Origin of the sequence: Arthrobacter sp. zg-Y1219 (assembly GCF_030125545.1) — a bacterium.
Lineage (GTDB): Bacteria > Actinomycetota > Actinomycetes > Actinomycetales > Micrococcaceae > Arthrobacter_B.
This window is the reverse complement of sequence record NZ_JASKLY010000019.1, coordinates 1-14,620: the sequence shown is the minus strand read 5'-3', so window position 1 is coordinate 14,620 and position 14,620 is coordinate 1. Positions and strand designations below refer to the sequence as shown.

Annotated in this window: 9 protein-coding genes and 1 tRNA gene; 5 read left to right on the top strand and 5 right to left on the bottom strand. The window is 65.2% G+C overall.

What is annotated here, in order from left to right; all coding sequences use genetic code 11:
* The first annotated feature begins 48 nt into the window (after window positions 1–48).
* On the top strand, window positions 49–3,006 hold the full coding sequence (locus QNO00_RS14435) for an FAD-binding and (Fe-S)-binding domain-containing protein (protein WP_284024998.1): 2,958 nt from the start codon (window positions 49–51) through the stop codon (window positions 3,004–3,006).
* On the top strand, window positions 2,984–3,775 hold the full coding sequence (locus tag QNO00_RS14430) for a fumarylacetoacetate hydrolase family protein (RefSeq protein ID WP_229967981.1): 792 nt from the start codon (window positions 2,984–2,986) through the stop codon (window positions 3,773–3,775). The genes QNO00_RS14435 and QNO00_RS14430 overlap by 23 nt, the downstream gene beginning before the upstream one ends.
* A gap of 52 nt (window positions 3,776–3,827) precedes the next feature.
* On the opposite strand, the gene QNO00_RS14425 is transcribed toward QNO00_RS14430, so the two are convergent.
* The 3 genes from QNO00_RS14425 to QNO00_RS14415 all read right to left on the bottom strand — a co-directional run bounded on the left by QNO00_RS14425 (window position 3,828) and on the right by QNO00_RS14415 (window position 6,569).
* Window positions 3,828–3,915: transfer RNA gene (locus tag QNO00_RS14425), tRNA-Ser, on the bottom strand.
* Window positions 3,916–4,006: 91 nt separating this feature from the next.
* Window positions 4,007–6,130 carry a prolyl oligopeptidase family serine peptidase gene (locus tag QNO00_RS14420; protein WP_229967983.1) on the bottom strand — a complete coding sequence of 708 codons (2,124 nt, stop codon included), beginning with the start codon at window positions 6,128–6,130 and terminating at the stop codon, window positions 4,007–4,009.
* A gap of 97 nt (window positions 6,131–6,227) precedes the next feature.
* A complete protein-coding gene (locus QNO00_RS14415) occupies window positions 6,228–6,569 on the bottom strand; it encodes a hypothetical protein (RefSeq protein ID WP_229967985.1) in 342 nt (113 codons plus the stop codon).
* A 170-nt stretch (window positions 6,570–6,739) separates the two neighbouring features.
* Between QNO00_RS14415 and QNO00_RS14410 the strand changes: the two genes are divergently transcribed.
* The gene (locus QNO00_RS14410) at window positions 6,740–8,761 is read left to right on the top strand and encodes an FAD/NAD(P)-binding protein (RefSeq protein ID WP_284024997.1); all 2,022 of its coding nucleotides are present in this window, start codon (window positions 6,740–6,742) and stop codon (window positions 8,759–8,761) included.
* Between the two features lie 16 nt (window positions 8,762–8,777).
* Here QNO00_RS14410 and QNO00_RS14405 read toward each other — a convergent pair whose 3' ends face one another.
* Window positions 8,778–9,680, bottom strand: coding sequence for an alpha/beta fold hydrolase (locus QNO00_RS14405; RefSeq protein WP_284024996.1), 903 nt, complete (start codon window positions 9,678–9,680; stop codon window positions 8,778–8,780).
* A gap of 239 nt (window positions 9,681–9,919) precedes the next feature.
* Here QNO00_RS14405 and QNO00_RS14400 point away from each other — a divergent pair, with 239 nt between their 5' ends.
* Window positions 9,920–10,876, top strand: a complete 957-nt coding sequence (locus tag QNO00_RS14400) for a zinc-binding dehydrogenase (RefSeq protein WP_284024995.1) — start codon at window positions 9,920–9,922, stop codon at window positions 10,874–10,876.
* A gap of 202 nt (window positions 10,877–11,078) precedes the next feature.
* On the opposite strand, the gene QNO00_RS14395 is transcribed toward QNO00_RS14400, so the two are convergent.
* Entirely contained in the window at window positions 11,079–12,572 is a 1,494-nt protein-coding gene (locus tag QNO00_RS14395; protein WP_284024994.1) for an aldehyde dehydrogenase family protein, read from the bottom strand.
* A 196-nt stretch (window positions 12,573–12,768) separates the two neighbouring features.
* Here QNO00_RS14395 and ctaD point away from each other — a divergent pair, with 196 nt between their 5' ends.
* Complete coding sequence (gene ctaD / locus QNO00_RS14390) at window positions 12,769–14,523, top strand: aa3-type cytochrome oxidase subunit I (protein ID WP_229968015.1); 1,755 nt, start codon at window positions 12,769–12,771, stop codon at window positions 14,521–14,523.
* Window positions 14,524–14,620 lie beyond the last annotated feature (97 nt).

Below are 14,620 nucleotides of genomic sequence, written 5' to 3'. Positions count from 1 at the left end.
CAGGCCCGGTATCAGCGGCACCGACGCCACTAAGCGAGGGAGACAAGCATGACCGCAATGGATGTTTCGTCAGAGGAAACAACAATTCCTGCGGGGTTTGTTGAAGAACTCGAGCAGGCACTCGAGGGCGAGGTCGCGTTCGATGGCTACAGCAGGCATCTGTTTGCCCGTGACGCCAGCATGTACACAATGCGTCCGATGGGTGTGGTCTTTCCCATGCACAGCGCTGACGTGGCCCAAGCGGTTCGAATCTGCGGGAACTTCGGCGTACACGTCACTCCGCGGGGTGCAGGTACCAGTCTCGCGGGACAAACCGTGGGAGCCGGAATTGTCCTGGACTTCTCGCGCCATATGAACCGGATCCTGAACGTTGATCCTGTGGCCCGGACAGCCCGGGTTGAAGTCGGAGTTGTCCAAGACGAACTTAACCGAGCGGCAGAACCGTTCGGTCTGATGTTTGGCCCCGACACGTCAACCAGCAACAGGGCAACCATCGGAGGCATGCTGGGAAACAACTCTGCCGGCAGCGGTTCACTGCGTTATGGAATGACGATCGATCATATCCGCGCATTGGAAGTGGTGCTGGCCGACGGATCCACTGCCCGCTTGGAACCGGTGGATGAAGATGAACGGAAGCGCCGAGCCGAAGCCGATACCCTGGAAGGCCGGATCTACCGGCACATGCCGGTTCTGCTGACTGAAAAGGCAGAGGCCATAGCCAGCGGCTTTCCTCCGTTTTGGCGGCGGGCGAGCGGTTACCGGCTGGACAGGCTGGCTGAATCGGTATTCGACTTGGCGAAATTCGTGGTGGGCTCCGAAGGCACACTTGTGATTGCCACCCACGCCGAGGTTGACCTCGTGCCCAAGCCCCGGCATACCGTCTACGCTGTCGGCCATTTCTCCACGACTCAGCAGGCAATTGAAGCGACCGCGGACTCTTTGAGCTGTGAACCTGCTCAGGTGGAGCTCATGGACAAGACGATTCTGGATCTGTCCCGGCAGAAGATCGAGTATGCGAACCTGGGCCATACCTTGCAAGGGGACCCCGCAGCTCTGCTCTTCGTGTCCTTCACGGGGGATGACCGGGACGAGGTCCTGAAGAGCCTGGACACGCTGGTATCCCTCTGGGAGAAAAACGGGCGGGGCTACGCCACTTTGAAGTTGTCCACGGCAGCGGAACAGGCTGACCTTCTCAAGGTCCGAAAATCGAGTCTTGGACTCCTGATGGCCGCAAGCGAAGGCTCCAACCGTCCGCTCGCGTTCGTGGAAGATACGGCTGTCCCGCCTGAACGGTTGGCTGAATACACGGCCCGATTCGCCGGCATCCTGGACCGGCACCAGATGCGGGCCGGATTTTACGGGCACTGTTCCGTGGGCTGTCTGCACATTCGGCCTTTCGTTGACTTGTCCAAGCCAGATGAAGTGGCCCGCATGCGAGCGGTCGCTGAAGAGGTCAAAGACCTCGTTACGGAATTCGGGGGCGTGAACTCAAGCGAACACGGGGACGGACTGGCCCGCAGCGAGTTCAACCGGGAGATTTTCGGGGACGAGCTTTATGAGGCCATGCGTGAAGTCAAGCGAATTTTTGACCCTGGCAACATCATGAATCCCGGCAAAATCGTTGATGCCCCCAGCATGACCGAGAATCTGCGGGATGCGATGCTGCCGGCTGCCGTCGGTTTTCGAACCCGCCTCGACTTTGACGTCGTCGGGGGCATGCGCGGCGCCGCCGACCGCTGCATGAACATCGGCCTGTGCCGCAAGAGCACAACGGGAGCGATGTGTCCCTCCTACATCGCCACCCGGGAGGAAGAACACTCGACCCGGGGCAGGGCCAACGCCTTGGTCAAGGCACTTTCAGAGCCCGATCCCCAGGCGGCGCTCGGCGACGAGCGGTTGCACGAGATTCTGGATCTGTGCCTCATGTGCAAGGCGTGCAAAGCTGAATGCCCGTTGGGTGTTGATATGGCCAAACTGAAGAGCGAGACGCTGTCTCACTATCACGAGATTCATGGAGTTCCGCTGCGGACCAGAATCTTTGGGGCCATTCGAACCTTGAACAAGCTCGGGTCCGCATTCGCTCCACTGTCAAACATTCCGGGCCGGATTCCGCTGCTGCGGAAAATCGGTGAACGGACCATCGGCATATCGGCGGCGCGGCCACTGCCGCATTACCGTTTCATGAATCTCGTCCGCTGGTATCGGCACAGCGAGGCCTCCACCACTCCGGCCAGCCAAGGAACCATCAACTTTCTGGCCGACTCCTTCACGACCTACGCCGAACCGCACATAGGGCAAACCGCAATACGGCTGCTGCAACGGTCGGGGTGGGATGTGGAGCTGGCCAGCACCGGATGCTGTGGCCGGTCCGCGCTGTCCAAGGGCCTCGTCGACGAGGCTAAGGGGAAGGCCGCAGCGATGGCGCGGGACCTCAACACTCGGACGTCCGCGGGGTCACCCATCGTCGGCTGCGAGCCTTCATGCTTGTACACGCTGAGGGACGAGCACGTAACCCTGCTCCCGGAGGATGAAAACGTCAAGGCTGTGGCCCAAAGAGTCCAGCAGATTGAGACGCTGCTGACGGAAGCCATTGATGAGGGCCGGTTGACGCTCGCGGAACACTCCTGGCTGTCAGGACGGACCATTCTGTACCAAGGCCATTGCCATCAGAAGGCTGAGGTGGGGACAGCGGCCACCATGGCGTTGCTGCGCCGCATCCCCGGGGTGAAGGTTGTCGATCTTGACGCCGGATGCTGCGGAATGGCGGGGTCTTTCGGCTATGAGGCGGAGCACTACGAAATCTCCATGAAGGTTGGCGCTGACCGCCTGTTTCCCGCCATTGAAGAAGCCGGTAAAGAGACAGTGATCGCGGCCACCGGAACTTCCTGCCGCGAGCAGATTTTCCACGGGACCCGCAGGTCTGCCTGGCATCCGCTGGAGCTTATCCAAGAGGCATTGACCGAAACCAGCGGGGAGGCGCGAAGTGCGGATCATTCGGTTCGTTGAGAAAGCCGTTGCAGCAAAAGGACGGCAGCCGATGTTTGGCATATTGGAAGGGTCCCGGATTTATGAGCTCGCCGGCGGCTGGGAGAACCCTTCGCGCGGGACGGAACTGACGAATCTTGCCGACGTCATGCTGCTGAATCCCTGTGATCCGTCAGTGATTGTCTGTGCCGGAGGCAATTACCACAGCCAGCTGGCGGAACTGGGAAAGCCTGTCCCTGCAGAACCCGTCATTTTCCTGAAGGGGCGCAATTCCCTGGCTGGCCCGGGAGATGTCATTCAACACCCGCTGGGCCTGGAGCGGCTGGAATATGAGGGCGAACTCGCCGTTGTTATCAGCCGCGTGGCAAGGAACGTGAAACCAGAATCTTTTGACGACTACGTCCTTGGCTACACCTGCGCCAACGATGTCACTGCCAGCGATTGGCGCGCCGACGGGCAATGGACCAGAGCCAAAAGCCTCGACACGTTCTGTCCCATGGGCCCGTGGATTGAAACCAGCGTTGCGCCGGAGTCGCTGCGGCTGCAGACGCGGCTTAACTCCGAGACGGTTCAGGACTGTGAAACATCCGACATGGTGTTCGGGGTTGGTGAACTTCTGGCTTGGATTACCCAATGGATCACTCTGCAGCCCGGGGATGTTCTGCTGACGGCCAGCCCGGCGGGTGTGGGTCAGATGAAGCCGGGGGACTCAATCGAGGTGGAGATTAGCGGCATCGGGGTGCTGTCGAACACGGTCCAGTGGCCTTCCTCAGGTTCCGCAAGCGACTAGTGGACGTCTCTCCGGGCACAAAAAAACCCCCGGTTGCCCGGGGGTCTTAGCGCGGAGACGGGGAGATTTGAACTCCCGGTGGGCTTTAGGCCCACACTTCATTAGCAGTGAAGCCCATTCGGCCGCTCTGGCACGTCTCCAAAATGCTCTCTGATAGCTTCCGCTGCCAGCCTGACAAGACTACCCATAAGGGGAGGGTAAGAGCAAAACGTCGCAGATTTGTTCGGGGAGTTACTTCAGCCGCCCGGTCAGCGCTTCCCAGAGAAACTCGTAGGACATGGCGTACATCCGGGCGGCCTGGCGGTTGTCCGATGCTCCGGCATGTCCGCCCTCCAGCGCCTCATGGAACCAGACGTTCTCCACGCCCAGAGCCTTCATCCGCGCTGCCATCTTCCGCGCCTGGACCGGGCCGACGCGGTCATCGCTGGTGGCCGTCCAAATCAGCGTGGGCGGATAATCGGCATCCGCCTTCAGCAGGTGGTACGGCGAGAAGGTCCGCACGAATTCCCACTGCTGCGGGTCGTCAGGATCGCCGTATTCGGCAATCCACGAGTAACCGGCGGACAGCTTGGTGTAGCGGCGCATGTCCAGCAGGGGCACCCCGCAGGACACGGCGCCGAACAGGTGCGGATAGGTGGTGAGCATGTTGCCGACCAGCAGCCCGCCGTTGCTGCGGCCGGTGCAGCCCAGGTGCTGCCGTGACGTGACTCCGCGGTCCGTCAGGTCCTGCGCCACTGCGGCGAAATCTTCATAGGCCCGGTGCCGGTTTTCCTGCAGCGCAGCCCGGTGCCAGTCGGGTCCGTATTCCCCGCCGCCGCGAATGTTGGCAAGCACGTACACCCCCGAACGCTGCGCCCCGCCGTCGTCGGTAAAGCTCCGCTCCAGCCAGCCGCGGCCCACCACTCCGCTGTAGGTCGGGGTCAGCGCCTGCTCGAAGCCGCCGTAACCGTTCAGCAGCGTGGGATTGCCGCCGTCGAGCACCAGGTCCTTCGGTCCCACCTGGAAGTAGGGCACCCGGGTGCCGTCGGCGGACACGGCAAAGTGCTGCTCCACGGTGCAGGAGGACGCGTCAAAGAACGACGGCGACTCCTTCACCACTGCGGCGCCCCCGCCGGAGGAGCTCCCCAGGGTTCCGCGGGACAGCGTGGACGGCGTCAGGAAGCCGGTGCTGATGAGCCAGTAGTCGTTGCCGGACTCCTCGTCCTCGTCATCCACGGCATAGGCGTCCACGGTATGCAGGGGCGGGCAGGCATCCAGGACCGTGGACGTCCAGCCGCCGGCCGGATCCAGCACCGAAATCTCGGACGAGACATCCCGCAGCAGGTTCAGCAGCAGCTGGTCGCGGGTCCAGCTCCAGGACTGCAGCGAGGTCGCGGGGTCCGGGGTGAAGAGCGTCGCCAGCTCCCGGCTGCCGGCCAGGAACGCGTCCAGATCCGCGGCGAGCAGGGATCCGGCAGCATGCACGGTGCCGTTGAGTTCCCAATCGGTGCGGGGGCGCAGCACCAGCCACTGCCGGTGGATGTCCACATTCATGTCCAGCGGAACGTCCAAGCGGACCCACGAATCGTTGGAGCGCAGGAACGTGGAGCTGTTGTAAAAGTCCACGATGTCCACGGCGATGTCACGTTCAAAGCCCGGCGTCTGGTCGCGCGCCACCACTGCCATCATGTGGTCTTCGGGGACCTCGAAATACGGTGCGGCGTCCGCCAGCAGCATGCCGCGGCGCAGGATCCTGCTGGTGCGCGGATAGGAGGATGTCGTCATGGAGCCGGGACCGAAATCCGTGCCAACGTACAGCTCGTCCGGCCCGGCCCAGCTGATCCGGTTTTTCGCCGCTGGAATGTCAAAGCCGCCGGGCACAAAGGCGCGCTCGACGACGTCGAACTCCCGGTAGCGGGCGGCGTCGCCGCCGTCGGGGGAGAGGACCACCAGGGCCCGCCGGTAGGACACGCCGTCGGCCGGACGAAGGAACGCGGAGCCGCCCCAGACCCACTCGATGCCCTCGGTGCGGCTGAGCTCGTCCAGGTCCAGCAGGATTTCCCACTGCGGGTCGTCGGAGAGGTAGCTCTCCCAGGTGGTGCGGCGCCACAGGCCCTTGGGATGCTCGGCGTCGCGCCAGAAATTGTAGTACTGCCCGCCCCGCTTGGCCGCCATGGGAATGCGGTCGGTGGAGTCCAGGACCTCGAGCAGGCGCTTTTCGGTCTGCTCGAAGCCGGTCTCGGCCAGCAGGTCCTCGGTGACCTTGTTCTCGGCGCGGACCCAGTCCAGCTGCTTGTGCCCGTAGATGTCCTCCAGCCAGAGGAACTCGTCGTCTGCATAGGGGCCGGCGGGCAGGTCGGAAGTCGAGGAAGTCATGTGCCCATCCTAGGGCGGCGGCCGGGGGAGGCCGGTCGATTGCGGGTTCCCTGCGCGCTTCCCCCGCGCGGTTCCCCTGCGGCTGGGAAAAGGTGCGTCAGGCGGTGCCGCGCACGAAGCTGAATGCTTCCCGGGCATAGTCCGTCCACGCGGTGCGCGTGGCGTCGGGGTCCGTCTGTGTCGGGATTTCGACCCATTCCCGCATGGTGCGGCTGCCCATGGTGACGGGTTCGGCGGAGCCTTCCGCCACCAGGGCCGCGGCCCGCGTGCGGGGGAGCTTAACCAGCAGAACGTCACCGGAGCCGAGGAAGGCCACGATTTTCTTCCCGGACCGCAGCCCGGGGCTTCGGAACATGGTTCCCACCGCTATCGGCCCGTCGTCCCGCAGCACCGCCGCAATCTCGTGCAACAGATCCACCGCTTCCTGGGAGGGGGACATGGGGGTTCTTCCTTCAATCGAGGCGTAGGGCAGAACTCTCTGCAGGCTACGCAATCCTGCGAGGGGACAACAGGGCAGCGCGGGCTTTGGCTGCCGCGAACTTCCTCTCCGGGCGCCGTCCCGGCCAGGCTCCGACCGTTCAGTCCATACGGGCCGGATACTCTAGAAGCATGACGAATACGCAGAGCTTCCACGTGGCCGTGATCGGGGCGGGTCCGCGGGGAATCTCTGTCGTGGAGCGCACGCTGGCCGGCTATCTGGCCCTTGCCCCCGACGCCAGGCCGGCACTGACCATCACCGTCCTTGATCCGTTCAACCCCGGCCCCGGCCATGTCTGGCGCACCGGACAGTCCCGGCTGTTCCTGATGAACACCCCCGCCCTTTTCCCCACCGTCGTTCCGGCCGGCGCCACGGCCGCCGAGCTGGCGGCATCACCGACCGGGCTGTCTTTCGAGCAGTGGCGGATCCGGATGACTGAATCGGACGCCGGCGCGGACCTGCCGGCAGCGGATCGGGAAGAACTTGCCGGGCTGACCCCCGGCGCGTTTGCCAGCCGGGCCGTCTACGGACGCTATTTGGAGTGGACCTACGCCCGTCTCCGGGAGGCGGCCTCGGCCGCAGGGGTGCGGCTGGTGCATGTGCGCGCCGAAGTTCTCAGCCTCGCCCGTCCGGAACCGGGTTCGGGCTGGTCGGTGGAGGTCGCCGGGGAAGGCACCCTGGCCGCTGACGCCGTCGTCCTCGCCCTGGGTCATCTGCCTGCCGCGCTGAGCGCCGACCAGGACCGGCTGCGTGACGCCGCCGACCGCCACAACCTGCGGTACCTGCCCCCGGCCGTGCCTTCCGACGTGGACCTCTCAGTGCTTCCGGCCGGCGAGCCGGTGCTGGTGCGCGGCCTCGGGCTCAATTTTTTCGACATCATGATTCAGGTGACCTCCGGCCGCGGCGGCCGCTTTGTGCCCAGCGGAGAACCCGCCGGCCGCGCCCTGCGGTACGAGCCCAGCGGACGCGAGCCCGTCCTGGTGGCGGCCTCACGCCGGGGCACTCCGTACCGGGCAAAGGCCCGGCTGGAGTCCTACGTGCCGCGCGGCGTCAAGCTGCGCTACTTCACCGAAGAAACTGCAGCCGCTTTTCGGGAGCAGGGCATTTTGCCCGGCTTTGACCATGACCTGTGGCCCCTGCTGCACCGCGACGCCGTCTGGGCCTACTACTCGACGCTGGCCCGGGTGGCCGCTGACGAACTGCTGACGCCGGCGTCGGCCTTCCTCGACGAGCTGCGAGCCGCGCTGGACCTCCCCGGTCCGGACTGGGACGCAGCCAAGGAAGAGGTCCTGGGCCGCTGTGTTCCCGCCGCCCGGCGCACCAATCTTGAAGCCCTGGCCCAGCCGCTTGGACGGCGCCCGTACCGCGGGGCCCGTGAGCTCGACGACGCGGTCCTCGCGTACCTGGAGGACGACGCCGCCGGCTCCGACGCGGGTGAGGACAATCCGCTGAAAATGATGATCGGCGCGCTCAACGCCGGGCGCACGGTGCTGAAAGCGATAGTGGCCGACGGCGGACTCGCCGAAGCGTCCTGGCTCACCGAGCTGCGCGGCTGGTTTGAGCCGCTCGTGGAGGGGCTGGCCAGCGGGCCGCCGCCCGAGCGGATCGAACAGCTGGCCGCCCTGGTGCGGGCCGGCATCGTGCACTTCGTGGGCCCCGACCCGCGCTTTGACGTGGATGAGGCGCGCGGTGTCTTCACCGGGGTCTCACCGTGGTCGGGCACCGAATACGCGGCCCGCACCCTGGTCGAAGCCATGATGCCGGCCAACCGCGTGGACCGGAACATTTCTCCGCTGCTCGGCGGAATGCTGCACTCCGGCCTGGTCCGGCCCAAGGTGATGATGGCCGGGGACGGCACCGCGGTGGTGACTCCGGGGCTTGACGTCACCCTGCCGCCGTACCGGCCGGTGGGCATCAGCGGCGAACCGCAGCAGGACCTGTACGTGCTGGGGCTGCAGCTCTCGTCGGTGCAGTGGGGCACCGCGATCGCTGCCGAGGCCGGATCTCCCGGCCGGGCCGGTGCGCGGACCCTGCGGGATGCCGCCGACATCGCTGACGCCCTGCTGGCCTCGGCCGCACGCGGCGGCGCGGGAGCCGGAAGCACCGCAGGAAAGCAGCCGCTGGCGAACGCCCAGGCTCTGCCTCACCCCTAGGATCCCGGCGCGGGCCCTACGAGCCGGTGAGCTGCCGGAGCATCCGGCAAAACGCGGCGCTGTTCTCGGCGGGCCACCAGTGTCCGCCGTCCACGGCGCTGATCCGCAGGTCCGGCACCTCCGCCGCAAGACCGTCCGTCAACCGCGGCGACAGGAACGGGTCATGCAGCGGCACCAGCACATGCACCGGAACCTCGACGGGAGGCAGCGGCTCCCGCGCGGAAACGCCGGAACCAAGAAGGTTGGCGCGGTAAAGCTGGAGGCCGCGGACCGCATTGCCGGTTGCTGCTTCGGCGCTGGTTCCCGCCCGCCGGGCGTACTGCGGCCCGAGCCGGCGGCAGAGCAGTTCAGGCAGCACGGGGAGCTGGAAAAAGGCGACGTACGAGCTTCGCAGGGCCTGCCCGACGGCGAGAAGCCAGCGGCGCGGACTGCGGAGGCACTGCCGAAACCAGCGGCGCAGATGTCCGAGGTCCGGCCCGGAAATGCTGGTGAAGCTGAGGACCCGGCCCGCGGCACGGACATCACGAACCGCTGCCCAGCATTGGATGGAACCCCAGTCATGGCCGACCAAATGAACCGGCCCGCCGGCGTCCGCCAACACGGCGCAGAGGTCCGCGACGAGCACCGGGAGGCGGTAGGGAGCCAGCGGGCTGCCGGCCGCGATCTCCTCCGGCCCCGTGCCGGTCCCCCCGCGGAATTCCTTGGTCAGCCGGGATGCCCCGGCGTTGCGGGTGTCGTAGGCGATCACCCGGTGGTCAGCGGCCAGGTTCTCGATGACGCCGGCAAACACCGTGTGGTCATCGGGATAGCCGTGAACCAGCAGGACGGTGGGGGTCGCCGGTGCCGCCGGCTGGCCGTACTCGAACACGGCCAGCCGGGCGCCGTCGGTCTCCACGGTCCGCTGCCTGTTTGCCTTCATGCGTTTTTCCTTAGGTGCGTGGAACAAAAACCTGCGTGGAACAAAACCTGCGTGGAACGAAATACTGCCGCCCGGCAGCCTCCCGGTCCGCATCCTTCCAGATGCCGGCGCGGGTGGGAACGGGTGCCCGCCGGCCCAGACCTAAACTGGTGGCAGAGGATGCTCGCACGAGCTGTGCCGACAGAAAGGCGCGCGCAGGGACCTGGTGCCCCTCGATCCGTCAAGAGAGGAAGCCACCCGTGAAAGCTTGGCAGTATGTGGGGGATCGCAAGCCGATTCAGCTCAACGAAGTTCCGGAGCCGGTTCCGGGTCCCACTCAGGTCATCATCGACGTTCAGGCGGCGGGCTTGTGCCATTCCGACCTGATGTACATGGAGGTCGGGGACTCCGCCATGCCGTTCCTGCCGATGACGCAGGGCCACGAAAACGCCGGCGTCATTACCGCGCTCGGATCCGAGGTCACCGGCTTCAAGGTGGGCGACGTCGTGGGTGTGTGCTCCTCGGGCATCCAGCCCCCGGCCGGCATGTTCACTCCCGGCGGCTTTGCCGACAAACTCGCAGCGGACTACCGCGACCTGGCCCGGGTTCCCGACGGATTGGACCTCTCCCTGGCCGCCCTGGCAACCGACGCGGGAATGACGTCCTATCACGCCATGATCAAGGTCGGCCGCGCCGCCAAGGGCATGAAGGTCGGCGTGATCGGGTTCGGCGGCCTCGGGCAGATCGGTGCCCGCGCCGCGGTGTTGGCCGGCGCCGAGGTGCACGTGGCTGAAATGAAGGAAGAAGCCTGGGCGAACGCCCTGGAGGTAGGCGCCGTCTCCTGCGTCAAGGACGCCGCAGAGTGGGTGGATGCCGCGAATCCGCGGGCCGGAGGAACCTTCGACCTCATCGTGGACTATGCCGGCTTTGATACCACGCAGAAGGCCGTCAACGCCATTAAGCGCGGCGGCAAGGTGGTCCAGGTGGGCCTCGGCAAGCCCACCTTCACAGTGGCCACCAACACCATCCTGGGCAAGTCCATTGAGGGCTCCCTCGGCGGCACCGTGGCCGACATTGAGGAGGTCTTCGACCTGATGCTCCGCGGCGAGATCCAGCCCGGATACGAGGAAATTCCGTTCGACCAGATCGATGCGGGCCTTGAGCGGCTCAAGAACAACCAGATCCTCGGGCGCCTCGTCGCCCGGTTCGGCAACTAGCCTTCCGATTTACCGCACTTCCAATGCACGACGGCGGCCCGCACCGAAAAGGTGCGGGCCGCCGGGGGGGCGTGTGGGTGAGTTTTACCGGGGGAGGCCCGGGGTGGCGCAGCAAACCCCCGTCGGGTTCTCCCCCATTCCCAGCGACCGCCGGCGCCCCCCCCCCAACGGGGGGGGCCCGCCGTCGTGCATTGATGTTGAGTTAGAACGGGTACTGCCGGGCTTCGCGCTGCAGCGTGACCGTGTGGTCGGTGGTGAATTCGGCAATCGCCCAGTCACCGTTGAAGCGGCCCAAGCCCGAATTCTTCTCGCCGCCGAAGGGCACGTGTGCTTCATCCTGGACCGGGATGTCGTTGACGTGCGTCATGCCGGCCTTGATGCTGCGGGCGAAGAGCACGCCGCGGTCCAGATCGGAGGTGAAGACCGAGCTGGAGAGCCCCAGATCGCTGGCGTTGGCCAGCGACAGTGCATCCTCGGCGTCGGCCGCGCGGGTAATGCCGGCGATCGGACCGAAGATCTCTTCCTGGAAGAGCTCCATCTCCTTGGTGACGTCGGCGAAGACGTACGGCGAAAGAACCTGGCCGTTGACTTCACCCTCGACGAGCAGGCGCGCGCCCTGCTCCCGGGCCAGCTCGATCTTCTTCTGCAGGCCTTCGAGCTGCTTGGCGTTGATGATCGGGCCCACCGCATTCTGCGGATCGCGGGGATCGCCGGACTTCAGCGTCTTGGCGTGGGCAGCAAACTTCTCCACGAATTCATCGTAGACGGCGTCTTCGACGATGATCCGGTTCACCGCCATGCAGATCTGTCCCTGATGCAGGAACTTGCCCATGATGGCTGCCTTGACGGCCTGATCCACATCCGCATCGGCGAGGACCACGAACGGACTGTTGCCGCCGAGCTCCAGGGCCACATGCTTCAGCGTGGGGCCGCTGGCGGCCAGCGCGCCCAGGTTCTTGCCCACCGGGGTGGAGCCGGTGAAGGAGATGAAGCCCGGAACCGGATGCTCCACAAAGGCGTCACCGATTTCAGATCCGGCGCCCACGACAACGCTCAGGACACCGGCGGGAAGGCCTGCCTCCTCGAAAATCCGGGCAATCATCAGGCCGCCGGTGACGGGGGTGTCGGAAGCGGGCTTGAGGACGACGGCGTTGCCCAGTGCCAGCGCCGGGGCCACGGAGCGCTGGGAAAGGTGCAGCGGGAAGTTCCAGGGGCTGATGACGCCCACGACGCCGAGCGGTCCGCGGTAGACGCGGGACTCCTTGCCCGGAGTGTCGGAGTCCAGGATTTTACCGGACACGCGGTGCGGGAACGTGGCCGATTCCTTGGTGATGGCACGGGCCGAATCGACTTCGATGTTGGCCTTGACCACGGTGCTGCCGGATTCGGCGGCGAGCCAGGCGAGGATCTCCTCGCGGCGCTCATCGAAAATCTCGGCGGCACGTTCAAGGACCGCACGGCGGGCCGAGGGCGTCCGGGCCGCCCACTCCTGCTGAGCTGCGGCTGCGGCGGTGTACGCCTCGTCCAGGTCCTCGCGGGAGGCCTGGCGGATGCTCATCAGCTCGGAGCCGTCAAACGGGCTGGTATCGGTCAGAACCTTCTCGGAACTGCCGTCCCGCCACTGGCCGGCAATGTACTGCTGCGCCGGGATCCAGTCCGTAAGATCCGGGTGCGTCGTTTCAGCCTGCGTTGTCATGTGCTTCTCCTTGATGAAATCTAGGCGTTTGTCCCGGGTTCAACCGGTCTCCGTGCTGATTCATTCCCCGCGGCCCTTCGCGGTCAACCCAAACCCTCTGGACGGCGGAGAAAGAGGAGACCTACGATACAAGACACGGCGGCTCCGCTTCCGGCAGCACCATGTCCTGGCCGATGTACCCAAGGGATGGCATCCAATGTCGACGCTCAAGTACTCCGCAGACGAATCCGGAACGTACGTACCCCCGCGCGTGGTGCCGCTGTCCAAGGGCCGGATTGTCGTCAACTGGATCACCTCGACGGACCACAAGACGATCGGCTACATGTATCTGACCGCGTCGTTCGTGTTCTTCTGCGTGGGCGGAGTCATGGCGCTGATCATCCGCGCCGAACTCTTCGAACCGGGGATGCAGATCCTGCAGACGAAGGAGCAGTACAACCAGCTGTTCACCATGCACGGCACGATCATGCTCCTGATGTTTGCAACGCCGCTGTTCGCCGGATTCGCGAACGTCATCATGCCGCTGCAGATCGGCGCTCCGGATGTCGCGTTCGCGAGGCTGAATGCCCTGGCTTTCTGGTTTTTCCTCTTCGGCAGCACCATTGCGGTTGCCGGCTTCATCACTCCGCAGGGCGCGGCGTCGTTCGGGTGGACGGCCTACGCGCCGTTGTCCAATACAACGTTCTCGCCGGGGGTGGGAGGCGACCTCTGGGTTTTCGGCCTGGCCCTGTCCGGTTTTGGAACGATTCTTGGCGCGGTCAACTTTGTCACCACGATCATTTGCCTGCGGGCCCCGGGAATGACGATGTGGCGGATGCCCATCTTCACCTGGAACACCCTGGTCACTGCCATCCTGATCCTGATGGCCTTCCCGCCCCTGGCCGCGGCGCTGTTCGCCCTTGGAGCGGACCGGCGCTTCGGCGCGGACATCTTCAACCCGGAGCGCGGCGGATCCATCCTCTGGCAGCACCTGTTCTGGTTCTTCGGCCATCCGGAGGTCTACATCATCGCGCTGCCGTTCTTCGGCATCATTTCCGAGGTGCTGCCGGTCTTCAGCCGGAAACCGATCTTCGGGTACAAGGGGCTGGTGTTTGCCACCCTGGCCATTGCGGCTCTCTCCGTGACCGTGTGGGCCCACCACATGTACGTCACCGGCGCCGTCATGCAGTCCTTCTTCGCCCTCATGACCATGCTGATTGCTGTTCCAACGGGGGTGAAGTTCTTCAATTGGATCGGCACCATGTGGCGGGGATCCATTACCTTTGAGACCCCCATGCTCTGGGCCATCGGGTTCCTCATCACGTTCCTTTTCGGCGGACTGACCGGCATCATCCTGGCCTCGCCGCCGCTGGACTACCAGGTCTCCGACACCTACTTCGTGGTGGCCCACTTCCACTACGTGGTCTTCGGAACCGTGGTCTTCGCCATGTTCGCCGGCTTCTATTTCTGGTGGCCGAAGTTCACCGGCAAGATGCTCAACGAGCGGCTGGGCAAGATCCACTTCTGGATGCTGTTCCTCGGCTTCCACGGAACCTTCATGATCCAGCACTGGCTGGGTGTCTCCGGCATGCCGCGGCGGTACGCCGATTATCTGGTGGAGGACAACTTCACGGGCATGAACCAGCTGTCCACCATCGCCTCGATGCTCCTGGGCGTCTCCCTGGTTCCGTTCTTCTGGAACGTGTACATCACCTGGCGGCGCGGCCGCCGAGTTGAAGTGGACGATCCCTGGGGCTTCGGCTGCTCGCTGGAATGGGCCACGTCCTGCCCGCCTCCGCGCCACAACTTCACCTCGCTGCCGCGCATCCGGTCCGAGCGCCCGGCGCTGGACCTGCATCACCCGGAACTGCAGCCGCGGGCCAACAAAGAGACGAGCAACCCGGTTGTGAAGATGTTCGGTGCTGCCGACATGGGCAGCGAAAAGCCCAACGATCCGGATCCCCGTGATTAGAAGCCGGAAGCCGGCAGGTTACTGAAAGACCGGCGGCGGCGGGGGGCCGGGGGCCCCCGGGGGCGGGCGGTGTTTGGGAAACGGAATTACCGCCCGC